A 25315-nucleotide genomic window follows, 5' to 3' on the forward strand; every position below is an offset into this window, starting at 1 on the left:
CGCTTGCGCTGCGCTCGCGGCCGTGCTTCGCCGGAAGAAAAAGCGCGACGCGCCGGTCTTGTGATGCGGAAAGGCCTTTTCTTGTCGGTGATCGCCGGTACCGTGGAATGAAAAGCACTCCGAGGAGGTGCCCGATGCATCATGACCTTCCCGGAGGTCGGCGCGAGGAGGCCGACCCTTCAGCAACCGGCGGAGCAGGGCAGACACCAGAGGAACAAGCCCGGCAGATCCGTTTTCTCGAGGAAGAAGTGGCGCTGCTGCGCCGCAGGCTCACCGATTCCCCGCGACAGAACCGCGTTCTCGAACAACGTCTCGCCGAGGCGTCAGAACGGGTGAGCCAGCTCACCGAGCGGAACACGAAACTCGTCGAAACCCTGCGCGAAGCGCGGGGTCAGCTGCTCGCCCTCCGCGAAGAGGTCGACCGGCTGGCCCAGCCGCCGAGCGGTTACGGGGTGTTCGTCGAGGCCTACGAGGACAACACGGTGGACGTCTACACCGCGGGGCGCAAGATGCGCGTCTCGGTGTCGCCCGCGGTGGAGGTCTCGTCGCTGCGGCGCGGGCAGGCGTTGCGGCTCAACGAGGCGCTCACCGTCGTCGAAGGCGGCGATTTCGAGCGCACCGGCGAGGTGTGCGCGCTGCGCGAAGTGCTCGCACCGGACGTCGAGGGCGGCGCCACGCGCGCTCTCGTGGTCGGCCACGCGGACGAGGAGCGGGTCGTCCTGCTGTCCGGTCCGCTCTCCGAGCAGCCGCTCAAACCGGGCGATTCGCTCCTGGTGGACTCCAAGGCCGGCTACGCCTACGAACGGGTGCCGAAGGCGGAGGTCGAGGACCTCGTGCTGGAGGAGGTGCCGGACGTCCGCTACGAGGACATCGGCGGCCTGACCCGGCAGATCGAGCAGATCCGCGACGCCGTGGAGCTGCCGTTCCTGCACGCGGACCTCTACGAGCAGTACCAGCTGCGCCCGCCGAAGGGCGTCCTGCTCTACGGCCCGCCGGGCTGCGGGAAGACGCTCATCGCGAAGGCGGTGGCGAACTCCCTGGCCAAGAAGGTGGCCGAGGCTCGCGGGGACAACGCGGACGGCAAGTCCTACTTCCTCAACATCAAGGGTCCCGAGCTGCTGAACAAGTTCGTCGGCGAGACCGAGCGGTCGATCCGGCTGATCTTCCAGCGGGCGCGGGAAAAGGCCTCCGAGGGCACCCCGGTCATCGTGTTCTTCGACGAGATGGACTCGATCTTCCGCACCCGCGGCTCGGGCGTGTCCTCCGACGTGGAGACCACGATCGTGCCGCAGCTGCTGTCGGAGATCGACGGCGTCGAGGGGCTGGAGAACGTCATCGTCATCGGCGCCTCCAACCGCGAGGACATGATCGACCCGGCGATCCTGCGGCCGGGCCGGCTCGACGTGAAGATCAAGATCGAGCGTCCGGACGCCGAGGGCGCGAAGGACATCTTCTCGAAGTACCTGGCCGAGGGCCTCCCGATCCACGCCGACGACCTGGCGGAGTTCGGCGGGGACCAGAAGGCGACGTTCGACGCGATGATCCAGCACACCGTCGAGCGGATGTACGAGGAGAGCGACGAGAACCGGTTCCTGGAGGTCACCTACGCCAACGGGGACAAGGAAGTCCTGTACTTCCGCGACTTCAACTCGGGCGCGATGATCCAGAACATCGTGGACCGGGCGAAGAAGTCGGCGATCAAGTCGGTGCTGGAGACGAAGCAGCCCGGCCTGCGCGTGCAGCACCTGCTGGACGCGATCGTCGACGAGTTCGCGGAGAACGAGGACCTGCCCAACACCACCAACCCGGACGACTGGGCCCGGATCTCCGGCAAGAAGGGCGAGCGGATCGTCTACATCCGCACGCTCGTCACCGGCAAGAACCAGGAATCGGGGCGGGCCATCGACACCGCCACGAACACCGGTCAGTACCTGTAGGACAGCGCGAACGCCGCGGGGCCGTCGGAACTCTTCCGGCGGCCCCGCGGTGCGTCTCAGACCCAATGGGGGGTGTGGTGCGCGCCTTATCGGCCAGGGGCGGCTTCACGCACCGCGCTCGCGGGGGCTGGCATGCGCTGGCGAGGTCTGTGAAGGGCTCCTTGAAGGAATCAGATTCCCTCAAGGAGCCCTTCACGGACTTGAAGTTACTTTGGCGTGGCCCTGGGCCAGCGCGGCCGACGTGGGCAAACTCGTCTCAATCGCGCCCACAGCTGGCATGCGTCTCAGCCCCGTTCCAGGACCGGTTGCCGCGCCCGGGAAAGCCGTCCGTGCGAGGCCAGGATGCCGAGCACCACGAGCAGCGCTCCGACGGGTTCGTTCCAGTGCACCGGTTCGTCGAGGACCAGCACGCCGAGCAGAACCCCGACCACCGGAGTGAGGTAGGTCACAGCGGACGCGTTGGCGGCGCCCCAGGCGGTGGCGATGGCGGTGTTCCAGGTGTAGGCGACACCGGTGCCCAGCACGCCGAGCGCCAGCATGGACAGCACCACGGCGAGGTTCAGGTGCACCGGCTGCGCGGCGATCGCCGGCGTCGCGGCCAGCAGGATCACCGTGGCGAAACCGGTTTGCCCGAACGCGACCACGACCGGGTCGGGGTTGCGGGGCGACACGAACTTCCGCAGGTACACGAAAGCCAGGCCGTAGCACGTGGTCGCGCCGAGACAGGCGAGCTGCGCGAGGACTTCGTGGCTCAGGTCGATGCCGCGCCAGACGCCGACCAGGGTGAGCACGCCGGCGAAGCCGATCAGCAATCCGGCGGTTTTCGGCCGGGTAAGCCGTTCCGCGGGCAGCGCGGCCGCAGCGAACAGCATGGTCAGCAGGGGAGTGGTGGCGTTGAAAATGCTGGCGAGCCCGGACGCCACGTACTGCTCGGCCCACGAGTACAGCAGGAACGGGCCCACGCAGAACAGCAGCGAAACCACCGCGAGATGCCCCCACAGCGCGGGATCGCGGGGGAGCGATCGCCTGCGCAGCACCAGGAACGCACCGAGCGTCAACGCTCCCAGCGCGACCCGCGCGAGCGCTACCTGAGCCGGCGAGAGCCCCTCCAGGCCCACTTTGATGAACAGGAAACTCGCGCCCCACACGACGGCGAGCGCGACGAACCGGGCGGCGATGCCGAACCTCACTGAACCTCCGAAACGACCAGCGGACTGCTCCGGCCAGTCAACGTGCGCGCCACGCCCGGAGTCCAGCAGGTTTCGGTCACTGCGCTCGCCCTCGGTGTATAACGCCCTATACTGCGGCGCGTGAGCACAGACAACGCCCGCCCGCGCCCGCCGATCACCGAAGCCGACGTCCTGGCCTGGCTCGAGACGACCGCCGCCGCCGTTCAGGCGGGGGAGCTCAACGCCAACGACCTCATCGACCTCCTGGGGGAGCTGCGCCGCGCCTCCGCGGCCTGCGCCGACGCCTCCGACTGGGCCCTCCTCGCCGCCCGCGAAGAAGGAGCCAGCCTCCGCCAAATCGCCCCGGTCTTCGGCAAAGGCTACGTCCGCGCACCCGCCGCCCGCCTCGAAAAACTCCACCGCCAAGCCCAAAACGCCAGCCAATGGCTCGCCATCCTCCGGCACAAACAAAGTGTATAACGACCTATACATCTGGCGATCGGAAAACGCTCCACATCGCCACGCCTAAGCTCACAGCGCGACTTCCAAAACACAGCAACGACAAGGGGATCCCGATGGACCGCATCGCGGTGGGGCTGGCCGCGCTCGGCCGTCCGGCATACATCAACCTGGGGCGGGACTTGCCCGAAGTGCGGGATGTGCCGTCGATGCGGGCCGCGACGCACGAGGTGCTCGACGCGGCGTACGCGGCGGGCGTCCGATGGGTCGACGTCGCGCGGTCTTACGGCCGTTCGGAGGAGTTCCTCGGCAGCTGGCTGGCCGAGCGCGAACACCAGGACGTCACGGTGTCCAGCAAGTGGGGCTACCGCTACGTCGGCGACTGGCGGCTCGACGCGGACGTCCACGAGGTCAAGGAACACACGCTGCCGCGGTTCCGCGAACAGTGGGCGCAGACGCGGGAACTCCTGGCCGGGCACGTGCACCTGTACCAGGTCCATTCGCTCACTGTGGACAGTCCACTTTTCACTGATCCGGCGCTGATCGACGCGCTGGCCGGGCTTTCCGGCGACGGCGTCGAGGTCGGTTTCTCAACATCCGGACCCGCGCAGGCGGACGTGGTGCGCCGGGCGTTCGAGCTGGAATCGGCCGGGCAGCCGGTGTTCGCGTCGGTCCAGTCCACTTGGAACGTTTTCGAGCCGTCGGTCGGCCCGGCGCTGGCGGAAGCGCACGCGGCCGGGAAACGGGTGCTGGTCAAGGAAACTCTCGCAAACGGACGGCTCGTCGCGGAAGCTCCCGAGGCGCTGCGGCGGATCGCCGGGGAGCACGGCGTCGGCCCGGACGCGATCGCGGTCGCCGCGGTGCTCGGACAGGAGTGGGCTCCGATGGCGGTGCTGGGTCCGTCGAGTCCGGCACAGCTAGCGGCGAACCTTGCCGCCACGCGAGTGCGCCTCGGCGACGAGGACCGCGTTGCGCTGGGACAACTCGCGCAGGACGCGCGCGAGTACTGGGCGCATCGATCCCACCTCGGGTGGAGCTGAGCGATTGCATTACCCTCGGGGCCCAGCATGGCCCGGGGCGGACGGGCAACACTGAGCGCGGAGGGGCAACGTGCGTCGTCGGCAGGTGTCAGCAGTCGCTGTGCTGGTCGGGCTGGGCGCGCTGGCCGGGCTCGCCGGATGCGGCAACCGGCCCAACAATCTCGAGACCTACTACGACGATCCGGCCCCTTTGCCGGGCACGAGCGCTCCGGTCGCTCCGCCGGTGTCGCGGGCGGTCGATCCTCCGGTGGTTTCTTCTTCGGCGGCACCGGATCCGCGGCGCGCGGAGGCGGCGTTGCTGTCCGATTCGGACGTTGCCGAGGAGGGCGTGGCTCCGGGTGCGGGTCGCGTTTCGGGGTGTCTGAGCGGGTTGGCCGCGGGTGAGCGCAAGTCGGTGAGCTGGGTGTATCCGAGCGGTTCGGCGTTGACGCACGAGGTCACGGTGTACGCGGACCGTTCGGGCGAGGATGTCGTGGCGGGCTCGCATTGCGCGGGTGCGGAGGTGTCGTTGCCGCCGCAGCCGGGGATCACCGTGCAGCGGGCGTGGTGCGAGGGCTCGACGTGCGCGGTGTTGGTGGCGAAGGGGAATCTGGTGTCGGCGTTGAGCGTCGCGGCGAGCACGCCGGCGCGGGCGCAGGACGCGGCGAAGCGGTTGCTGCCGAAGATCGCGGCGAAGCTGACTGCTCAGCCGTAACGGCGGAACCATTCCTGGACGCCCGCGCGGCCGTCGGGGATGAAGGGCGGTTCGGGTTCGGCGGCGAAGACCCAGGAGCGGAGTTCGTCGAGCGGGATCCAGCGTCCTTCGACGATTTCCTCGGCCTGCAGTGTCACCGGGCCGTCCCAGCGGACTTCGAAGGCGAAGTTGTGGCAGCGGATCGAGCCGTCGTCGTAGATTTTGGTGAACAGCGGTTCCGGTTCCACTCCGTGGACGCCGAGTTCTTCGGCGAGTTCGCGGCGCGCGCAGTCGGCGGGGGTTTCGCCCGCGGCGACGACTCCGCCCGCCCAGCAGTCCCAGGTGGAGGGGAACGTGTCCTTGTCCGCGGTGCGGAGGTGCACGTAGACCGAGCGTCCGTCGCCCGATCGGACGAGGACGACGCCGGCGGCGTGCCAGAGCCCTTCGGCCCGGACCCGGGAGCGGAGCGCCTCGCCGGCCGGGCGACCCGCGTCGTCATAGAGGGCAACGAGTTCGTCACTGCCTGGCATGGGGGCATCCTCGCACGCGTCGAACCCGTAGGGTGGTGGCATGCGTCGGATCATGGGAACCGAAGTCGAGTACGGCATCGCCGTGCCCGGGGACGCCACGGCGAACCCGGTGCTCACCTCGACTCAGGTGGTGCTGGCCTACGCCGCGGCTGCGGACATCCCGAGGGCGCGCCGGGCGCGCTGGGACTACGAGGTGGAGTCGCCGTTGCGCGACGCGCGCGGGTTCGACCTGACGGGGCCGGGCGGTCCCGGGCACGACCCGGACGTCGAGGACCTGGGCGCGGCGAACGTCATCCTCACCAACGGTGCGCGGCTGTACGTGGACCACGCGCATCCGGAGTACTCGGCGCCGGAGGTCACGAACGCGCGGGACGCGGTGATCTGGGACAAAGCGGGCGAGCGGGTGATGGAGGAGGCCGCTTTGAAGGCGGCCACCGTGCCGGGGCAGCCGCCGTTGCAGCTGTACAAGAACAACGTGGACGGCAAGGGCGCGAGCTACGGCACGCACGAGAACTACCTGATGCAGCGGTCGACGCCGTTCACGGCGGTGATCGGGGGGCTGACGCCGTTCTTCGCGTCGCGGCAGGTGATGTGCGGTTCTGGCCGGGTGGGGATCGGGCAGCAGAGCGAGGAGGCGGGTTTCCAGCTTTCGCAGCGCTCGGACTACATCGAGGTCGAGGTCGGGCTGGAGACCACGCTCAAGCGCGGGATCATCAACACGCGCGACGAGCCGCACGCGGACGCGGACAAGTACCGGCGGCTGCACGTGATCATCGGGGACGCGAACCTGTCGGAGTACTCGACGTATCTGAAGGTCGGGACGACGGCGCTGGTGCTGGACCTGATCGAGGCGGGCGTGCGGTTCGACGACCTGAAGCTGGACGAGCCGGTGCGGGCGGTGCACAAGATCAGCCACGACCCGACGCTGAAGACGAAGGTCGAGCTGGCGAACGGGAAGAAGTTCACCGGGCTGGACCTGCAGTTCGCGTATCACGAGCTGGCGGCGGCGAATCTCGAGCGCACGGGCGCGGACGAGGCGTCGAAGGAAGTGCTGCGGGTGTGGGGCGAGGTGCTGGACGCGCTGGCGCGGGATCCGCAGGAGTGCGCGGACCGGCTGGACTGGCCTGCGAAGCTGCGGCTGCTGGAGGGGTACCGGGAGCGGGACCAGCTGGCGTGGGGCGCGCCGCGGCTGCGGCTGGTGGACCTGCAGTATTCGGACGTGCGGCTGGGCAAAGGCCTGTACAACCGGCTGGTCACGCGGGGTTCGATGAAGCGGCTGGTCACCGAGGAGGAGGTGCAGGCGGCGATCACGAATCCGCCGTCGGACACGCGCGCCTACTTCCGGGGCCGGGCGCTGGAGAAGTACGCGTCGTCGATCGCGGCGGCGTCGTGGGATTCGGTGATTTTCGACGTGGGCCGGGAGTCGCTGGTGCGGATCCCCACGCTGGAGCCGTTGCGGGGGACGAAGGCGCACGTCGGGAAGCTGCTGGACGCGGCGGCGACGGCGGAGGAGCTGGTGGAGGCGATCACCGGTTCGGACTAGCGCGATCCCGGCGTTTCGGGCCGCTGGAAGGCCCTTTTCGTCGGTACCGCTGGGTAGGCTAGGGAACATCGGCCAGACCGGGAGGCGAGATGGCGCAGGAGAAGATCGAGAAGCACGGCGGCGGCGATTCCGACGAGGAGTTCGACGACGCCGGCGGGGCGGGCCAGGAGCGGCGGGAGAAGCTCGGCGAGGACGTGGACACGATCCTCGACGAGATCGACGACGTGCTGGAAGAGAACGCCGAGGACTTCGTCCGCGCTTACGTGCAGAAGGGCGGCGAGTAGCCGTCCGCCCGTCGCGGCCGCCCCGGGTGCGGGGCGGTGCGGCGGGCGCGCTGGGCCGGAGGTTTCGCGCGGCGGCGCCGGGGGCAGGTTGTGCTCGGCGTTGCCGGGCACGGGATGAGATGGGAACCGAGAGCACGTATGGACAACACCTCCTCTGGGGCGGGTTTTTCCGGGCCCGGACTGCCGTCGGCCTACTTTTCGCCGGCGACGTCGTCGTTCGCGGATTTCGTGCGCGCGACCGCGCCGGAGCTGTTGCCGGCGCGGCGGGTGCCGGCGGGTGAGCTGGACGTGCCGCACGGCACGACGATCGTGGCGGTGGCGTTCGCCGGCGGGGTGCTGATCGCCGGCGACCGGCGGGCGACGTCGGGGAACCTGATCGCGAGCCGGGACATCGAGAAGGTGCACGTCACGGACGAGTACTCGGCGGTGGGCATCGCGGGGACCGCGGGGCTGGCCGTGGAGATGGTCCGGCTGTACGCGGTGGAGCTGGCGCATTACGAGAAGATCGAGGGCGTTTCGCTTTCGCTGGACGGCAAGACGAACAAGCTGGCCGGGATGGTGAAGGCGAACCTGGAGATGGCGATGGCGGGCCTGGCGGTCGTGCCGTTGTTCGTCGGGTACGACCTGGAGGCCGAGGACGCGAAGCACGCGGGCCGGATCGTGTCCTACGACGCGGCGGGCGGGCGGTACGAGGAGCACGCCGGGTATGCCAGTGTCGGTTCGGGTTCGCTGTTCGCGAAGTCGTCGCTGAAGAAGCTGTACGACCCGGACGCGGATGTGGACGCGGCGGTGCGGACGGCGCTGGAGGCGTTGTACGACGCGGCGGACGACGACACCGCGAGCGGCGGGCCGGACATGGTGCGGCGGATTTTCCCGAACGTCATCACCATCACCGCGGAGGACGGCGCGGTGGTGCTGCCCGCGGAGCGGACGGGTGCGGTGGCCGAGGCGGTGGTGGCCGGGCGCGCGGAGCGCAATCACCACCGGCCGGTGTGAGGCCGTCGATGTCCGCTGAATCAATGATTGCCGAGTTTTCGGAGAACGTGGAGCCGACACCGTGACGATGCCGTTGTATGCCTCTCCCGAGCAGTTGATGCGGGAGCGTTCCGAGCTGGCGCGCAAGGGGATCGCGCGGGGCCGGAGCGTGGTGGTGCTGAAGTACGCGGGCGGGGTGCTGTTCGTGGCGGAGAATCCGTCGGCGACGCTGCACAAGGTGTCCGAGATCTACGACCGGATCGGGTTCGCCGCGGTGGGCCGGTATTCGGAGTTCGAGAATCTGCGGGTGGCGGGGATCCGGCACGCGGATTTGAAGGGCTACCAGTACGACCGGCGGGATGTGAGCGCGCGGGCGCTGGCGAACGCGTACGCGGCGACGCTGGGCAGCATTTTCACCGAGCAGCTGAAGCCGTTCGAGGTGGAGGTGTGCGTGGCCGAGGTCGGGGCGACCGCGGCGGAGGACCAGTTGTACCGGTTGACGTTCGACGGGTCGATTTTCGACGAGTCGCCGTTCGTGGTGATGGGCGGGCAGACGGAACCGATCACGACGAAGCTGAAGGACGTCGTGGATCCGGAGCACGATCTGCGGACGGCGCTGGCGACGGCGATCGAGGGGTTGCGGGCGACCGCGACGTCGTCGAACGGGAACGGGTCGGCGGCGGAGGCGGAGATCAAGCTTGAGGTCGCGGTGCTGGACCGGGCGAAGCCGCGGCGGGCGTTCCGGCGGTTGTCGGGGGCGGCGCTGGAGGCGTTGCTGCCGGCGAAGGAGGAGCCTGCCGAGAAGGCGGACGAGTCCGGCGAGGGCGACGGCAAGGACTCGGACAAGGGTTCCGGCGAGGGTTCGGCCGAGAAGGAATGACCTGACGCGCTGTGGGCCGCCGGACGATTCCGGCGGCCCGCAGTCGTTTTCCGGGATACTGGCGTGGTGACGTGTGCGCTGGTGACCCCGTGGTGGCGTCGTCGGGTCGCCGGGGCGGGTTCCGCCGCGGGCGGTGTGGTCCCGACGGCGATTCTCGACTGGCGCGATCCGCTCGTGCAGTCGTTGGTGCGGGCGACCGCGTCGGACGACCGGTTGGCCGGGTTGCGGGCGGCGCACCGGGTGATCGCCGGTGCGGTGCGGCCGGTGTATGCGGTGCAGGAGCGGCAGCCGATCTCGCGGACGTTGCGTCGCGGGCGGGGTTCGTGCAGTCAGCGGCTGGCGATTCTGGAGGGAGTCGCGCGGGCGCAAGGGATTCCGACGCGGGTGCGGGGCCTGCTCGTGGACGGCCGGTTCTGGTATCCGCGGTTTCCGCGGCTCAAGTCCCTGGTCCCGTCGCGGGTGCTGGTGGCGTGGCCCGAGTTCGGGATCGACGGCAGCTGGGTTCCGGTCGGGGAGTTGTTCGGACCGTTGCCCGCGTTGGCGGCGAGTCCGGGTTTTTCCAATGACAGCGGGGAAACGCTGTTCGACGCGGTGTCCCGCACGGCGATCGACTGGGACGGCGTCACCTGCGAAACCGGCGGAGCGTGCGACCTGTCGGCGACCGTGCTGGCGGATCTAGGCCGTTTCGATTCGCGCGACGAGCTGTTCCGGCGGCACGGCCAGACGGTGTCCGGTCCGTTGACGAGGCTGATCGACCCGGTGCTGAGCCGGTGGGCGCCGCGTCAGAGCGCCTCCAACCGCTGACGCAGATGCGCTCGTTCGGGCTCGGTTCCCGCGCTGGCCAACGCTTCCCGGTACGCCGCCGCGGCTTCGTCGTCGCGGCCGAGGCGGTGCAGCAGGTCTCCGCGAGCCGCGGCGTACGGGTGGTAGCCCTGCAGCCGCGGCTCGTCGGCTAACCCGTCCAGGAGTTTGAGCCCGGCTTCGGGTCCGTCGCGCATCGCCACCGCGGCCGCGCGGTTGAGCGCGACCACCGGGGTCGGGGCGAGGGCCAGCAGGATGTCGTACAGCGCCACGATCTGCGGCCAGTCGGTGTGCGCGACGTCCGGTGCTTCGGCGTGGAGCGCGGCGATCGCCGACTGCACGCCGTACGGCCCGGGCGGGCCGCCGGTCAGCGCGACCGGCACCAGCGCGCGGCCTTCGTCGATCAGCGCCGCGTCCCAGGAGGTCCGGTCCTGGTCTTCGAGCAGGACGAACGCGCCGTCCGGGCCGGTGCGCGCGGCGCGGCGGGCGTGGACGAGCAGCAGAAGCGCCAGCAGCCCGGTGCTTTCGCGTTCGTCGGGCAGCAGGCGGTGCAGGATCCGGGCCAACCGGATGGCTTCCTCGGCCAGGTCGGGCCGCTGGATGTCCGGGCCGGAGCTGGCCGCGTAGCCCTCGGTGAACAGCGAATACAGCACTTGCAGCACGCCGGGCAGCCGGGCGCGCAGCTCGTCGCCGGCCGGGACGCGAAATGGGATGCGGTGGTCGCGGATCCGGTTCTTGGCCCGCACGATCCGTTTCGCCATCGTCGCGGTCGGCACGAGGAACGCCCGCGCCACCTCGGGCGTGGTGAGCCCGGCCAGGCAGCGCAGGGTGAGCGCGAGCCGGTCCTCGGCGGCCAGCGCGGGGTGAGCGCAGGCGAAGAACAGCTGGAGCCGGTCGTCGGGCAGGTCGCCGTCGGCCCCGGGCGGAGGGGGAGGGTCGCTGCGGTCGGATTCCGCTTGCAGGACGGCGAGTTTCGCCGCGTACGCCTGGTCGCGGCGGAGCCGGTCGACGGCCTTGCGGCGCGCGGTCGTCATCAGCCACGCGCCGGGTTTCGGCGGGACGCCGTCGACCGGCCAGCGCACCAGCGCGGCCTCCACCGCTTCGGCGGCGACCTCCTCGGCCAGGTCGAGGTCGCCGAAACGGCGGACGAGCGCGCCGAGCAGGCGGCCGTGCTCCTCGCGGAACACGGCCGCCACGGACGCTCGCGCGTCAGGCATCGAAGTCGGCGATCGGGCGCACCACGACCGAACCGTCCCGCGAACCCGGGCAGCGGGCCGCCCAGTCGAGCGCCGCGTCGAGGTCCGGCACGTCCAGCACGTAGAACCCGCCGAGCAGCTCGCGGGTCTCGGCGAACGGGCCGTCGGTCGTGATCGATCGTTCGCCGTCCGCGCCCACCCGCACCCTGGTCGCGGTCACGAGATCGGCGAGCGACTCCCCGCTGACGAACACCCCCGCGTCGCGGACTTCCTTGTCGTAGGCCATCCAGTCGGCGGGCTCGCAGCCGGCCGCCCCGCCCTGCTCGGTGGCCGCGGAAGCGTGGATCAGCAGCAGGTACTTCATGGTCGGGCTCCTTCGTCGGTCAGCGCGGCCGGAGTGCCGCACTGACCTCACCACGAACGGCGCCCGCCCGGATGGACAGCGCCCGGAAGACATTTTTCCGGACAATCCGCTCAGGAGGCGGCAGGCGCGGTGCGGAAGTTCTGATCGGCGAAGGCGAGCATGTACGGGAGCGTCGCGCGGGCGGTGTGCCAGGTGTGGTTGAACCCGCGCTCGGCGTGCACCACGACCTCCTGGCCGCGCCGTTCCAGCGACCCGGCGATGCGGTGCGCGGTCGCGACGTCGGTCGGCGCGCCGGTGCCGACGGTCAGCATCACGGCGACCTTCTGCGGGAACGGCATCGTCGGGATGTAGCGGCGCGGGGTGTTCGCCGCGATCGCCGCCTGGTTGCCGCCGAGGACGCCGACCGAGTCGTTCAGGTCGTCGTACGGCAGCGAGATCAGCAGCGTGCCGAACTCGTCGAGGTGGTGCAGCCCGATGTTGAGCGCGCCGAAGCCGCCGCCGGACATGCCGCCGAGCGCGCGGTGGCCGCGGTCGGCGAAGGTGCGGTAGTGCTGGTCGACCGACGGGACGATGCTGCTGGCGAGGTACGTCTCCAGCTGCGGTCCGCCCGGGACGTTGAGGCATTCCCAGTCGGTGCTCGGCCGGTTGGCGGTGAGGTCGACGCTCACGATGATCATCGGCTGGATCACGTTCGCGTCTTCGAGGCTTTTCAGCGTCTGCGGCGCGGAGCCGGAGGTGAGCCAGTCGCGCGGACCGCCGTAGGGGTAGCCGTGGATCAGGTAGACGACCGGGTAGCGCTTGGCCGCGTTCGCCGGATCGTGGTAGCCGGCCGGCAGGATCACGTAGTTCTCGCCGTTCTGCACGCCGTGCGCCGGGTCGGGGACGTTGAGGACCTCGGTGCTGCCGTTGGCGTTCGCCGGAGCCGCCGGGCGGCCGGCGGCGGGGGAGCTGCCGCTGCTCCCGCCGGTGGAGCTGTCCGGCGTGCTGGGGTCCGAATCCTCGGCCGGATCGTCGCTGGTGCTGCGCAGCAGGGTGCCCGCGACGTTCATCGCGCCGGAACCGCGCTGCAGCAGCCTGCCGAGGTCGCTGGGCGTGCGGACGTAGCCGACGTAGCTGTTCACCGCGGTGACCGCGGCGATCAGGAACAGCGCGATCGACCCGCTGACGCCCCAGCGGCGCACGCGGCGGCGGTGCGCGAGCGCGATGGTGACGGCGAGGACCGCCGCGGCGGCCCCGGCGAACGCCAGCCACAGCAAGGGGGATTCGAGCGGCCCGAGGTCGCGCGCCTGCGACGTGACCGACGGGGGCAGGACCGGGTCGACAGCCTGCGGGAGCAGCCGGGTCATCCGCGGCCTGCCGGAGACGGGCAGCTGCGACCGCGGGAGGAAAAACGCACTGAGAAGACCCCTGCCGTGAACTGGTGCGGACAGGGCAGTCCGCACCTCGAAGATCACGCTATTGAGGGCTCGCTGTGGATTCGTTGAGAAAAGGTAAAGAAACGATCAAGACCCGCCCTCGATGCGGCGAGCTGACGGCAAAAGCACAGGTCAGCGCAGGGTCGGCCGGGCATTGCGGCGAAGAACACGGTGCCCGGCCGAACGCCGGCGAAGGGACCTTAGGGCATCGCGCGGTCAGGCGTCGCGGTCCGGATTCCGGTAGACGGTCAGCGCGCTCGGCCGCGACCGGAACCGGAACTCCCGCCCGAGCGGCCCGACCTCCCCGTCGGTGGCGACCCGGCGGTTCCCGTCGAGCAGCCGCACGTGCAGCTCCGGCAGGTCCCGCTGCCGGTAGACGTGGCTCGCGTGCAGGCTGTTGGTGAGGCTCGCGGCCACGAACCGGATCCGCGACCAGCGCACGTCCGCCCGCACGTACCGGACGTCGAGCAGGCCGGTGTCGAGCGCCGGGCGCCGTGACGGCGCGAACCCCTTCGGCGCGTACGTGCCGTTGCCGACGAAGATCAGCCACACCTGCGTCGGCTTCCCGTTCAGCTGCACCCGCAGCGGTTTCGCCCGCCGCATCGCCCGCACCAGCGCGATCGCCGCGGACGGCCACTTCGGGAACCGGGTCTGCAGCTTTTCCCGCAGCCGCACCATTTCCGGATACCCGCCGAGGCTCGCGGTGTTGACGAACCAGCGGTGCCCGGCCTCGCCGGAGCCGTCGATCTCGACCTCGGCCAGGTCGATGCCGACCGCGTGCCCGCCCTCGGTCGCCTCGTCCGCGTCCGGCATCGACCGGACCCCGACGTCGCGGGCGAAGTGGTTGAGCGTCCCGGCCGGGATGAGCGCCAGCGGCAGCCCGCGTTCGGCGGCGACCGACGCCACGGCCGCGACCGTGCCGTCCCCGCCCGCCACGCCGAGCGCGCGGACCGAACCGTGCGCTTCGATCTCGTCGGCGAGCTGCTCGCGCAGGTCCCGCGACGGGTCCGGGTAGATCAGCGACGCCTTCGGCCACGCGTAGCGGACGTCCTCCGTCGGGTCCTGGCCGTTGACGCCCGAATGCGGGTTGACCAGCGCCAGCATGTCCTCGCCGTCGCGCATCTCCGGCGCTTCCGCCGCGTGCGCGGTCCGGGCGCGGACGTCCGGGTGCAGCGGCCACCAGTGCCGGGTCAGCACGGCGATCCCGGTCCCGATCGCGAGCCCCGCGGCGACGTCGCTCGGCCAGTGCACGCCGGTGTGCACCCGCGAGTACGCGACCGCGCCGGCGAGCGGCACGATCGCCAGCCCGGCCCGCGGCGACTCCATCGCGACCGCGGTCGCGAACGCGGCGGCCGAAGCCGAATGCCCGGACGGGAACGACGACGACGTCGGCCGTTTCCGCAGCTGACGGTGCGCCGGAACCTCTTCCTCGGCCGGACGGCGGCGCGGGAACAACGGCTTCGCGACCAGGTTCGCCGCCGCGCTCGCCCCCGCGATGGCGGCGATCCCGCGCAGCGCGCCGCGGCGCGCCGGGCCCTTCCGGACCGCCAGCACGGCCGCCACGCCCCACCAGAGCCGCGATTTGTCCGCACTTCGGGACAACGCGGTCACGATGTCGTCCGCCCGGGTGCGGGGGAGCGCCGCACTGCGCCTCATCAGGGCCCGATCCCGCCGCCCTACCTGCCGGAACGCCCGGCCGACCTGCTGGAACACTCTCGTCCACCTCCGCTGGCCGCGCCGGATCGCCCACCGATCCCGGCGACCGGTTTCCGCCGCAATGTCACCACTTGCAACGTACCGACCGCGTGTCGCCGCCCGAACGGCGCACCTTCCGCGGGGGTCCAGCGCCTACTCTGGTGGGATGCAGCGGCGGATCTTTGGCATCGAGACCGAGTTCGGGGTCACGTGCACCTTTCACGGCCAGCGCAGGCTCTCGCCCGACGAGGTCGCGCGCTACCTCTTCCGGCGGGTCGTCTCGTGGGGACGCTCGTCCAACGTGTTCCTGTCCAACGGCTCCAGGCTCTACCTCGACGTGGGCTCGCACCCGGAGTACGCGACAGCCGAGTGCGACGACCTGACCCAGCTCGTCACGCACGACAAAGCAGGCGAGCGGATCCTCGAGGACCTCCTCGTGGACGCCGAGCGCAGGCTGGCCGACGAGGGCATCGGCGGCGACATCTTCCTGTTCAAGAACAACACCGACTCCGCGGGCAACTCCTACGGCTGCCACGAGAACTACCTGGTGACCCGTGCCGGGGAGTTCTCCCGGATCGCCGACGTGCTGCTGCCCTTCCTCGTCACCCGCCAGCTCATCTGCGGCGCGGGCAAGGTGCTGCAGACCCCGCGCGGCGCGGTGTACTGCCTCTCCCAGCGCGCCGAGCACATCTGGGAAGGCGTCTCCAGCGCCACCACCCGGTCCCGGCCGATCATCAACACCCGCGACGAACCGCACGCCGACGCCGAACGCTACCGGCGCCTGCACGTCATCGTCGGCGACTCCAACATGGCCGAGCCGACGACGATGCTCAAGGTCGGGTCGGCGCACCTCGTGCTCGAGATGATCGAGGCCGGGGTCCAGTTCCGCGACTTCACCCTCGACAACCCGATCCGCGCGATCCGGGAGATCAGCCACGACCTCACCGGACGCCGCCAGGTCCGCCTCGCCGGCGGGCGCGAGGCGTCCGCGCTGGACATCCAGCGGGAGTACCACGCCCGCGCCGTCCAGCACCTGAAGGAGAACGGGTCCACCCCCGCCAACGAACGCGTGGTGGAGCTGTGGGGCCGCGCGCTCGAGGCGGTCGAGGAGCAGGACTTCAGCAAGATCGACACCGAGATCGACTGGGCGATCAAGCACCGCCTCGTCGAGCGCTACCGGGCCAAGCACGACCTGGACCTGTCCAGCCCGCGCGTGGCCCAGCTCGACCTCGCCTACCACGACATCCGCCGCGGCCGGGGCATCTTCGACCTGCTGCAGCGCAAGGGACTCGTCCGGCGCGTCACCGACGACGGCGAGATCGAGGCGGCCAAGGACACCCCGCCGCAGACCACCCGGGCGAAACTCCGCGGCGACTTCATCGCGGCGGCCCAGGCGGCCGGACGGGACTTCACCGTCGACTGGGTGCACCTGAAGCTGAACGACCAGGCGCAGCGGACCGTGCTGTGCAAGGACCCGTTCCGGTCGGTCGACGAGCGAGTGGAACGGCTGATCGGGTCGCTGTAATTTCCGCGCCGGAACACCGGCTCGATGTTCGCGAGGGGCCCCTGAGGGAATCAGATTCCGTCAGGGGCCCTCTCCCGAACCTCCCTCGGCGTTCTCGCGGCGGGGTTGCGCGAGCGGTTCGGGCGCGGGAAAACGTTGCTGCGGGCGCATAAACCGACGAAAGTCGTCACCCGAGTGCGGCAGGATCTCCGCATGCGTGCGTTCCGGAGGGTCCTGGTCCTCATAGCGGTCCTGTCGATGTCCCTGGGCGGAGTCGCCGCGGCCTCTTCGCTGCCGTCGTGGCGGCTTCTGCCCACCGGCACCGCCGCGCAATTCCGCGGGCTCTCCGCGGTGAGCGAGCGGGTCGCGTGGGTCAGCGGGACCCAGGGCACCGTGCTGCGGACAGTCGACGGCGGGCACAGCTGGCGGCCAGTCGGGCCACCCGACACCGGGAAGCTCGAGTTCCGCGACATCGAGGCCTTCGACGCCGACCACGCCGTCGTGCTGTCGATCGGGCCCGGTGCGGATTCCCGGATCTACCGCACCGACGACGCCGGGAAGCACTGGCGGCAGACGTTCAGCAATCCCGATTCCGCCGCCTTCTACGACTGCCTCGCCTTCTTCGACCCGTGGCGCGGTCTCGCGATGAGCGACCCGGTCGACGGGAAGTTCCGCGTCCAGGCCACCTTCGACGGCGGCCGCAGCTGGAAGCAGCTCCCCGACGACGCGTTCCCGCCCGCCGAGCCCGGAGAAGCCGGATTCGCGGCCAGCGGCCAGTGCATCACCACGTCCGGACCGTTCGACGCGTGGCTGGCCACCGGCGGGGGCGCGCACGCCCGCGTCCTGCACTCCGGCGACGGCGGGCGGCACTGGACCGCGGCTGAAACCCCGTTGCCCAGCAGCGCGTCGGCCGGAGTGTTCGCGGTGGCGTTCCGTACGCCGTGGCAAGGCGTCGCGATCGGCGGCGACTACGCGAACCCGACCGCGCCCGGTCCGGCGGTCGCGCTCAGCCATGACCGCGGGAGCAGCTGGCGCACGCCGCCGGAGCATCCCGCCGGTTACCGTTCCGGGCTCGCCTGGCGCGGCGGCACGGTGCTGGCCGTCGGACCGGGCGGGAGCGATCTGAGCCGCGACGGCGGACGGCACTGGACCTCGTTCGACAGCGGCAGTTTCGACACCGTCGACTGCACGTGGTCCGGAGCGTGCTGGGCCAGCGGAGCCAAGGGCCGCGTCGCGAAGCTGGTTCCGTAAGAGGGAACCCGTTCCGGGCAGGGAAGCCGCCCGCAACGGCGGTGCGTGACGGGACGCGCACGGCGGGTCCGTTCGGTCGCACGCGGGCTGACCAGGCGCGACGCGCGAGGGCTGGACCTGACGATCGCGCGCGGCCGGGAGAGCTAGAGTCGTCTGGTGTCCACCGCACGCGCCGAACGGCTGGTCAACCTCGTGCTGGCCCTGCTCTCCACCCGGCAGTACCTCACCGCGGAGCGGATCCGCGGGATCGTGCCCGGGTACGCCGACGCGGCCAGCGACGACGCCTTCTTCCGCACCTTCGAGCGGGACAAGACCGAACTGCGCGAACTCGGCATCCCGCTCGAAACCGGCCGCAACTCCGTCTTCGACCCGGTCGAGGGCTACCGCATCGCGCGCCGCGACTACGAACTCGGCGAGATCGACCTCGCGCCGGACGAGGCCGCGGCGGTCGGGCTCGCCGTCCGGCTCTGGGATTCGCCCGAGCTCACCGGACAGGCCCAGGGCGCGCTGGTGAAACTGCGCGCGGCCGGCGTCGAGGTCGACGACCAGGCCCCGACCGTGATCGAACCGCGGGTGCGCGCGGAACCGGCGTTCGCGCCGATGCTCGCCGCCGTCCAGGCCGGGCAGGCGGTCCGGTTCGAGTACCGGCGCAGCGGCTCGCCCGAACGCCGCATCCGCACGCTCGAACCGTGGGGCGTCGTGTCCTGGCGCGCCCGCTGGTACGTCGTCGGGCACGACCGCGACCGCGACGCGCCCCGCTGCTTCCGGCTCTCCCGCGTCACCGGAAAGGTCGCCGCGATCGGGAAACCGGGCGCGGTCGCGCGCCCCGAGGGCGTCAACCTCATGCAGCTCGTGTCGGTGACCGGCGGCAGCGAAGACCCGGCCCCGGTCACGACCGCCCGGCTGTGGGTCGCCGACGGCCGCGCCGCCGGAGTCCGCCGCCGCGGCGACATCGTCGGCCGCGAAACCGTCGCGGGCGAGGAAGGCGACGTCATCGAGATCGGCCTGTACTTCCCGGAATCGGCCGCCGACTGGATCGCCGCGCAAGGCCCGGACGTCCTCGTCCTCGAACCGGACGTGCTCGCCAAATCCGTGCAGCACCGGCTCGAGGCCGTGCTCGCCCGCACCGGGCAGGGGAGCGCCCGATGAGCACCTCCGGCGAACGCATGCCGAGACTCCTCGCGCTCGTGCCCTACCTGCTGGCCCGCCCCGGCATCCGGATCGACGAGGCCGCGCAGGACTTCGACGTCACCCCGCGCCAGCTGCGCAAAGACCTCGAACTGCTGTGGATGTGCGGCCTGCCCGGCTACGGCCCCGGCGACCTCATCGACCTGTCTTTCGAAGGCGACACCATCGTCGTCACCCACGACGCCGGGATGAGCCGCCCGCTGCGCCTCACCGGCGGCGAGGCCACCGCGCTGCTGGTCGCGCTCCGCGCGCTCGCCGAAACCCCGGGCGTGGCCGACGGCGACGCGGTCCGCCGCGCCATCGCCAAGATCGAGGACGCCGCCGGGCAGGCCCGCCCGGCCGGAGTCGTCGTCGGGGGAGGAGTGCGCGAAGGAGCCCGCGCCGCCCGCACCCGCGAGACCGTCTCCGGCGCCCTGCAGGACGGCCGCGCGCTGCGGATGCGCTACTACACCGCCTCGCGCGACCAGATCACCGAACGCACCGTCGACCCGATGCGGCTCGTCATCGTCCAAGGCGTCGGCTACCTCGAAGCGTGGTGCCGCCGGGTCGAAGGCGTCCGGCTCTTCCGCCTCGATCGGGTGGACGCGCTCACCGTATTGGACGAACCCGCAGCTCCGCCCGCCCACGCGCGGCCCACCGACCTGTCCGACGGGGTCTTCTCCGCCCGTCCCGATCAGCGGGTCGCCCATCTCGTGCTCGACCCCGACGCGCGCTGGGTCGCCGAGTACTACCCGTGCGAGGAACTCGACGAGCTCGACGGCGGGCGGCTGCGCATCGCGATGCGCTACAGCGACGAGCCCTGGATGGTCCGCCTCGTGCTCAGCCTCGGCGGGGAAGCCCAGGTGGAGAGCCCCGCCACACTCGCCGAGGCTGTCGGTCGCCGGGCCGCCGACGCGGTGGCGCGTGCCCGTCACCTCATGTCCATCTCCGACCGATAAGGTGGTTTCAGTGCCGTACCTGCCCGTCTATGTGCTGCTCGCGGCCGGCCTGCTCGTCCTGGCCCTGCTGCTGGTACGGACCGCCGGAGTCTTGCGCCGCTTCCGCCGCACCATGAGCATGGTCAGTGCGGACACCCACGACCGGACCGGACTCCTCCGGGCCCGGTCCGCGGCACTCCGTGTGGCCGTGGCCGAACGCCGCCCGGCGACCGGCAACAAGTAACATCAGCACAGACCCCAGACAAGGAGGGCAGACGACCATGAACGCGCTGCAGCCGTGGCACATCATCGTTCTGGTGCTCGTGGTGGTTCTGCTGTTCGGAGCGAAGCGGCTCCCGGACGCGGCCCGGTCCATCGGCAAGTCCATGAAGATCTTCAAGGCCGAGACCAAGGACCTGACCGGCGAACAGAAGGCCGAAGCCGAGGCCGAGCCCGCCGACACCCGGCACATCGCCCCTCCCGCGCCCGCGCAGACCGCGCAGGACAAGCAGGTCGCCGACCTCCAGCGCCAGCTCGACGAACTGAAGAAGCAGCAGGCGGCATCGGCCGACCAGCCGCAGAAGAACGCGAGCTGACCCTCCGCGCGCACCACCCGGTCCCCGGTCCACGGCGGCGCGCCGGTGCGGCGCGCCCCGGCGGGCTCTGACGAGAACGGAACGACCAGTGGCGGAAGCCGCCAACGGCAACGGCAGCCGGTCCAGCAAGCGGAGCCGGCGCAGCCGTCGGAAAAACCCCGACGGCACGATGACGCTCATCGAGCACATCTACGAGTTCCGCCGCCGCCTCGGCTGGGCGGTCGTTTTCGTCGTCATCGGCGCGATCTTCGGGTTCATCTGGTTCGGCCAGCGGTTCGGGCCGATCCCGTCGCTCGGCGACATCATGACGCACCCGTACTGCGCCATCCCCGCCTCGCAGCGGTTCGGCGGCGAAACCGGCTGCCGCCTGCTGCAGACGGTCCCGTTCGAAGTCTTCATGCTCCGCCTGAAAGTCGGCGTCGCCGCGGGCGCGGTCCTGCTGTCCCCGGCCTGGCTGTACCAGCTGTGGGCGTTCATCGCCCCGGGCCTCTACGCCAAGGAACGCAAGTACGCGCTCACCTTCGTCGGCTTCGCCTCGGTGCTCTTCGCCGCCGGCGCGGTACTGGCCTACCTGCTCGTCCCGCACGCCCTCGCGCTGCTCGCCGGGTTCGGCCAGGACCAGTTCGTCACCGCCCTCACCGGCGACAAGTACATCTCGTTCATCCTGTCGCTGCTGGTGATCTTCGGCGTCAGCTTCGAACTGCCGCTGCTCGTCGTGATGCTCAACCGCGTCGGCGTGCTCAAGTACCAGCAGCTCAAGAAGTGGCGCCGCGGCATCGTGTTCGCGCTGTTCGTGTTCGCCGCGTTCGCCACCCCCGGCTCGGACCCGTTCTCGATGCTCGGCCTCGCCGCCGCGCTCACCCTGCTGTTCGAGATCTCGATCCAGATCGCCCGCTTCCACGACCGCAAGCTCGACCGCGTCCGCCAGGACGAGGGCTGGGACCAGCTCGCCGACGACGAGGCCGCGCCGTTCCACTACACGCCGAGCACCGCCGACGGCGAGGAACCGGCCGCGCAGAAACCGGCGTCCGGCCGCGGCGGCTCGACCGACGACATCACCTGATCGTGGGCCTGAACGCAGCACTGGCCGTGCACCCGGCCTCCGGACGCGGCGCCGCGGCCCGCCTCGCCGAAGCCGTCGCGGCACGGCTCCGGCCCGCCGTCGACCGGCTCGACCTCCTCACCGCCACCAGCGTCGAGGAATCCCGCGCGCTCATGCGGTCCTCGCACGCCGAAGGCCTCGACGTGCTGATCGTCCTCGGCGGCGACGGAGCGGCCCACCAGGGCGTCCAGTTCTGCGCCGACCACGGCGTCGCGCTCGGCCTCGTCCCCTCCGGCACCGGCAACGACTTCGCCCGCGCCCTCGGCGTCCCGGCCGACCCGCGCGCCGCCACCGACGCCCTCGCCAAAGCCCTGCAGGCCGGGCACCGCCGCAGCGTCGACCTCGGCCGCGTCGGCGACACCTGGTTCGCCACCGTGCTGTGCGCCGGATTCGACGCCGCCGTCAACGCCCGCGCGAACGCGATGCGCTGGCCCGCCGGACCCCGCCGCTACGACCTCGCGATCCTCGCCGAACTCACCGCGTTCAAGCCCAGCCCGATCGTCGTGCACACCGACGAAGGCACCTTCTCCGGGGACACGAGCCTGATCGCCGTCGGCAACACCCCGTTCTACGGCGGCGGCATCCCGATCTGCCCGGACGCCGACCCCGGCGACGGCCTCTTCGACGTCACCGTCATCGGCGCCCCCGGCCGCGCCCGCCTGCTCCGGATGCTGCCGCAGCTGCGCACCGGCGAACACGTGCACAAGCCCAGCGTCGAAACCTTCCGCACCCGCACGCTGCGCATCGAAGCACCCGGCTGGCCGGTCTACGCCGACGGCGAGGACCAAGGTCAGGCACCGGTCGAAGCGACCTGCGTGCCCTCCGCGCTCACGGTCGTCGCGCCCCCGCGGTGACCGGCGGCACGCCGCGTGCGGAATGTCGGGGGCATGTGGAACCCTGACGGGGTGGCCACTAGCCCTTCACCATCGCCGGCCGAGGCTTACGCTGCCTCCCGTCGCCGCGCCAAGCACCCCCAGCTGACCCGGTTTTCCGCCGAATCGGCCTTCGAATTCGACGATTTCCAGATCCGCGGCTGCGAAGCGCTCGAAGAGGGCCACGGCGTCCTGGTCTGCGCCCCCACCGGGGCGGGCAAGACCGTGGTCGGCGAGTTCGCCGTCCACCTCGCCCTCGCCGAGGGCCGCAAATGCTTCTACACCACCCCGATCAAGGCGCTGTCCAACCAGAAGTACGCCGACCTCGTCGAACGCTACGGCAACGACGCCGTCGGCCTGCTCACCGGCGACACCTCGATCAACGGCAACGCCCAGGTGGTCGTCATGACCACCGAGGTGCTGCGCAACATGCTCTACGCGGGCAGCTCCGCCATCCCCGAACTCGGCTACGTCGTCATGGACGAGGTCCACTACCTCGCCGACCGCTTCCGCGGCGCGGTCTGGGAGGAAGTGATCCTCCACCTGCCCGAGCACGTCCGCGTCGTCGGCCTGTCCGCCACCGTCAGCAACGCCGAGGAATTCGGCGAATGGCTCGTCGAGGTCCGCGGCGACACCACCGTCGTCGTCGACGAGCACCGCCCGGTCCCGCTGTGGCAGCACATGCTCGTCGGCAACCAGCTGCTCGACCTGTTCGCCGGCCAGAACGAGGCCGACCCCGGGGAGCAGCTGCGGATCAACCCCACGCTGCTGCGCAAAACCGACGACATGGGCCGCTTCGCCCCCAACTTCCGCGGCCCGCGCGGAGGCCGCCGCGGAGGACCGCCGCGCGGGCCGAGGTTCCGGCCGCCGTCGCGCGTGGACGTGGTCGAACGGCTCGACCACGCCGGGCTGCTGCCCGCGATCGTGTTCATCTTCTCCCGCGCCGGCTGCGACGCCGCGGTCGCCCAGTGCGTCCGCTCCGGCCTGCGGCTCAACGGCCCCGAACAGGTCGAGGAGATCCGCCGGATCGTCGACGAGCGCACCGCTGAGCTGCCCGAGGGCGACCTCGGCGTCCTCGGCTACTGGGAATGGCGCGAGGCGCTGGAGCGCGGCTTCGCGGGCCACCACGCCGGGCTGCTGCCCGCGTTCAAGGAAACCGTCGAGGAACTGTTCGTCCGCGGCCTGGTGAAGGTCGTGTTCGCGACCGAAACCCTCGCGCTCGGCATCAACATGCCCGCCCGCACCGTCGTGCTCGAACGGCTCGTGAAATACAACGGCGAGGCGCACGTCGACCTCACCCCGGGCGAATACACCCAGCTCACCGGCCGCGCCGGCCGCCGCGGCATCGACATCGAAGGCCACGCCGTCGTCGCCTGGCAGCCCGGCGTCGACCCGAAGGCCGTCGCCGGTCTCGCGTCCACCCGCACGTACCCGCTGCGCTCGTCGTTCCGCCCCGGCTACAACATGGCGGTCAACCTCGTCGCCCAGGTCGGCGCGGACGCCGCCCGCGACCTGCTGGAACAGTCGTTCGCGCAGTTCCAGGCCGACCGGTCGGTCGTCGGCACCGCACGGCGGATCGAACGCAACAAGGAAGCCCTCAAGGGCTACACCGCCGCGATCTCCGGCGACTTCGACCAGATGCTCGAGTACGTCGAACTCCGCGCCCAGATCTCCGCCCGCGAGAAGACCCTGTCGCGGCAGAACACCTCGTCCCGCCGCGCCGAGACCGCCCAATCGCTGGAGAAACTGCGCAAGGGCGACGTCATCCCGGTCCCGGCGGGCCGCCGCGCCGGGCTCGCCGTGGTCGTCGACCCCGGCCTCGACCCGATCCGCGAACCCCGGCCGGTCGTCGTCACCGAGGACCGCTGGTCCGGGCCGCTGTCGGTCGCCGACTTCCCGGCCCCGGTCGAAGCCCTCGGCCGGATCAAGCTGCCCAAGCACATCGAACTGCGCTCGCCCAAGACCCGCCGCGACATCGCCTCGTCGCTGCGCAACGCCGGCATCGCGCTGCCCGGCCGCCAGCGCCGCCGCACCGCGGCCGCCGACGACGCCGAACTCGCCTCGCTGCGCCGCGCCCTGCGCGCCCACCCGTGCCACGGCCTCGCCGAACGCGAGGCCAACCTCCGCTGGGTCGAGCGCTACCAGCGGCTGTCGGCCGAAACCGAACAGCTCGAACGGAAGGTCGCGGCCACCACGCACTCGCTGGCCCGCGCGTTCGACCGGATCCTGCGGCTGCTCGGCGAACGCGGCTACGTCCGCCCCGGCGACGGCGAGGACCGCGTCACCGAACACGGCCGCCGCCTCACCCGCCTCTACAGCGAATCCGACCTGCTCGCCGCGGAATGCATCCGGCACGGCGTCTGGAACGGCCTCGGCCCGGCCGAACTCGCCGCCGTCGTGTCCACCCTCGTGTTCGAGGCCCGGCGCGACACCGCCGGCGAACCCCGCCTGCCCGGCGGCGCGGTCCCCGGCGCGTGGCAGGAAACCAGCAGGCTGTGGGTCGAACTCACCGAGGACGAACGCCGCCACCGCCTCGACCGCACCCGCGAACCCGACGCCGGGTTCGCGTGGCCGGTCTACCGCTGGGCGCGCGGCGAATCCCTGGAAAAGGTCCTCACCGCGGCCGAGACCAACGGACAGGAACTGTCCGCGGGCGACTTCGTCCGCTGGTGCCGCCAGGTCATCGACCTGCTCGACCAGGTCCGCGACGTCCTCGGCAAGGAGGACCCGGTCGGCGCGGCGGCGGCACAGGCGGTCCGGGCGCTGCGCCGCGGCGTCGTGGCGGCGGGCGCGGCGTGAGCGCGAGGGCACACCTTGGTAGCGACTGCGCGCGGACACGTGTGCCAGGTCCAGACCTGTGGTTGGATCGCGCACGACACCCGCGGCCCGGCCGGCGGATGCGGACAGACGAAGGCGGAGGCTAA

Annotated in this window: 24 protein-coding genes; 18 read left to right on the forward strand and 6 right to left on the reverse strand. The window is 71.2% G+C overall.

The window, feature by feature from the left end; genetic code table 11:
- Positions 1-134 precede the first annotated feature (134 nt).
- Complete coding sequence (gene arc, locus PUT80_RS36610) at positions 135-1937, forward strand: proteasome ATPase (RefSeq protein ID WP_037806484.1); 1803 nt, start codon at positions 135-137, stop codon at positions 1935-1937.
- A 284-nt stretch (positions 1938-2221) separates the two neighbouring features.
- On the opposite strand, the gene PUT80_RS36615 is transcribed toward arc, so the two are convergent.
- Entirely contained in the window at positions 2222-3127 is a 906-nt protein-coding gene (locus PUT80_RS36615; protein ID WP_275294856.1) for a DMT family transporter, read from the reverse strand.
- A gap of 120 nt (positions 3128-3247) precedes the next feature.
- Between PUT80_RS36615 and PUT80_RS36620 the strand changes: the two genes are divergently transcribed.
- From PUT80_RS36620 to PUT80_RS36630, 3 genes are all read left to right on the forward strand, one after another.
- Positions 3248-3586 (forward strand): hypothetical protein, encoded by a 339-nt coding sequence (locus PUT80_RS36620; protein WP_134668472.1) that lies wholly within the window; start codon positions 3248-3250, stop codon positions 3584-3586.
- Between the two features lie 95 nt (positions 3587-3681).
- Positions 3682-4605, forward strand: a complete 924-nt coding sequence (locus PUT80_RS36625) for an aldo/keto reductase (RefSeq protein WP_275294857.1) — start codon at positions 3682-3684, stop codon at positions 4603-4605.
- A gap of 70 nt (positions 4606-4675) precedes the next feature.
- Complete coding sequence (locus PUT80_RS36630; protein WP_275294858.1) at positions 4676-5299, forward strand: hypothetical protein; 624 nt, start codon at positions 4676-4678, stop codon at positions 5297-5299.
- Here the strand turns inward: PUT80_RS36630 and PUT80_RS36635 are convergent.
- Complete coding sequence (locus PUT80_RS36635) at positions 5290-5808, reverse strand: NUDIX domain-containing protein (RefSeq protein WP_037806479.1); 519 nt, start codon at positions 5806-5808, stop codon at positions 5290-5292. The genes PUT80_RS36630 and PUT80_RS36635 overlap by 10 nt on opposite strands.
- Positions 5809-5848: 40 nt before the next feature.
- Between PUT80_RS36635 and dop the strand changes: the two genes are divergently transcribed.
- From dop to PUT80_RS36660, 5 genes are all read left to right on the forward strand, one after another.
- Positions 5849-7351, forward strand: a complete 1503-nt coding sequence (gene dop / locus PUT80_RS36640; protein WP_037806477.1) for a depupylase/deamidase Dop — start codon at positions 5849-5851, stop codon at positions 7349-7351.
- Between the two features lie 89 nt (positions 7352-7440).
- Entirely contained in the window at positions 7441-7635 is a 195-nt protein-coding gene (locus PUT80_RS36645) for a ubiquitin-like protein Pup (protein ID WP_037806475.1), read from the forward strand.
- Positions 7636-7773: 138 nt separating this feature from the next.
- A complete protein-coding gene (gene prcB / locus PUT80_RS36650; protein ID WP_134734405.1) occupies positions 7774-8631 on the forward strand; it encodes a proteasome subunit beta in 858 nt (285 codons plus the stop codon).
- A gap of 61 nt (positions 8632-8692) precedes the next feature.
- Complete coding sequence (gene prcA / locus PUT80_RS36655) at positions 8693-9490, forward strand: proteasome subunit alpha (protein WP_037806473.1); 798 nt, start codon at positions 8693-8695, stop codon at positions 9488-9490.
- Positions 9491-9556: 66 nt separating this feature from the next.
- Positions 9557-10294, forward strand: a complete 738-nt coding sequence (locus tag PUT80_RS36660) for a transglutaminase domain-containing protein (RefSeq protein ID WP_037806821.1) — start codon at positions 9557-9559, stop codon at positions 10292-10294.
- Here PUT80_RS36660 and PUT80_RS36665 read toward each other — a convergent pair.
- From PUT80_RS36665 to PUT80_RS36680, 4 genes are all read right to left on the reverse strand, one after another.
- The gene (locus tag PUT80_RS36665; protein WP_275294859.1) at positions 10273-11508 is read right to left on the reverse strand and encodes a DUF6596 domain-containing protein; all 1236 of its coding nucleotides are present in this window, start codon (positions 11506-11508) and stop codon (positions 10273-10275) included. The genes PUT80_RS36660 and PUT80_RS36665 overlap by 22 nt on opposite strands.
- Entirely contained in the window at positions 11501-11851 is a 351-nt protein-coding gene (locus PUT80_RS36670; protein WP_275294860.1) for a YciI family protein, read from the reverse strand. Before PUT80_RS36670 ends, PUT80_RS36665 begins: the two co-directional genes overlap by 8 nt.
- A 110-nt stretch (positions 11852-11961) precedes the next feature.
- Positions 11962-13197 (reverse strand): alpha/beta hydrolase-fold protein, encoded by a 1236-nt coding sequence (locus PUT80_RS36675; protein WP_238606601.1) that lies wholly within the window; start codon positions 13195-13197, stop codon positions 11962-11964.
- 285 nt (positions 13198-13482) lie between these two features.
- Positions 13483-14979, reverse strand: a complete 1497-nt coding sequence (locus PUT80_RS36680) for a bifunctional phosphatase PAP2/diacylglycerol kinase family protein (protein ID WP_275294861.1) — start codon at positions 14977-14979, stop codon at positions 13483-13485.
- A gap of 148 nt (positions 14980-15127) precedes the next feature.
- On the opposite strand from PUT80_RS36680, the gene pafA reads away from it, so the two are divergent.
- The 9 genes from pafA (at position 15128) to PUT80_RS36725 (ending at position 25190) form a co-directional block, all read left to right on the forward strand.
- A complete protein-coding gene (gene pafA / locus PUT80_RS36685; protein ID WP_037806466.1) occupies positions 15128-16486 on the forward strand; it encodes a Pup--protein ligase in 1359 nt (452 codons plus the stop codon).
- Between the two features lie 192 nt (positions 16487-16678).
- Entirely contained in the window at positions 16679-17716 is a 1038-nt protein-coding gene (locus tag PUT80_RS36690; protein WP_275294862.1) for an oxidoreductase, read from the forward strand.
- A 156-nt stretch (positions 17717-17872) separates the two neighbouring features.
- Positions 17873-18865 (forward strand): WYL domain-containing protein, encoded by a 993-nt coding sequence (locus tag PUT80_RS36695; protein WP_037806460.1) that lies wholly within the window; start codon positions 17873-17875, stop codon positions 18863-18865.
- Positions 18862-19842: a WYL domain-containing protein gene (locus PUT80_RS36700; RefSeq protein WP_037806459.1), complete on the forward strand. Its 981-nt coding sequence runs from the start codon at positions 18862-18864 to the stop codon at positions 19840-19842. Before PUT80_RS36695 ends, PUT80_RS36700 begins: the two co-directional genes overlap by 4 nt.
- A gap of 10 nt (positions 19843-19852) precedes the next feature.
- On the forward strand, positions 19853-20065 hold the full coding sequence (locus tag PUT80_RS36705; protein WP_037806458.1) for a bacteriophage holin: 213 nt from the start codon (positions 19853-19855) through the stop codon (positions 20063-20065).
- A 37-nt stretch (positions 20066-20102) separates the two neighbouring features.
- The gene (tatA, locus tag PUT80_RS36710) at positions 20103-20417 is read left to right on the forward strand and encodes a Sec-independent protein translocase subunit TatA (protein WP_037806457.1); all 315 of its coding nucleotides are present in this window, start codon (positions 20103-20105) and stop codon (positions 20415-20417) included.
- Between the two features lie 88 nt (positions 20418-20505).
- Entirely contained in the window at positions 20506-21480 is a 975-nt protein-coding gene (gene tatC / locus PUT80_RS36715; RefSeq protein ID WP_275294863.1) for a twin-arginine translocase subunit TatC, read from the forward strand.
- 2 nt (positions 21481-21482) lie between these two features.
- Complete coding sequence (locus PUT80_RS36720) at positions 21483-22373, forward strand: YegS/Rv2252/BmrU family lipid kinase (RefSeq protein ID WP_275294864.1); 891 nt, start codon at positions 21483-21485, stop codon at positions 22371-22373.
- A gap of 33 nt (positions 22374-22406) precedes the next feature.
- Positions 22407-25190 (forward strand): DEAD/DEAH box helicase, encoded by a 2784-nt coding sequence (locus PUT80_RS36725; protein WP_199817167.1) that lies wholly within the window; start codon positions 22407-22409, stop codon positions 25188-25190.
- Positions 25191-25315 lie beyond the last annotated feature (125 nt).

The organism is Amycolatopsis sp. La24, assembly GCF_029087445.1.
GTDB lineage: Bacteria > Actinomycetota > Actinomycetes > Mycobacteriales > Pseudonocardiaceae > Amycolatopsis > Amycolatopsis nivea.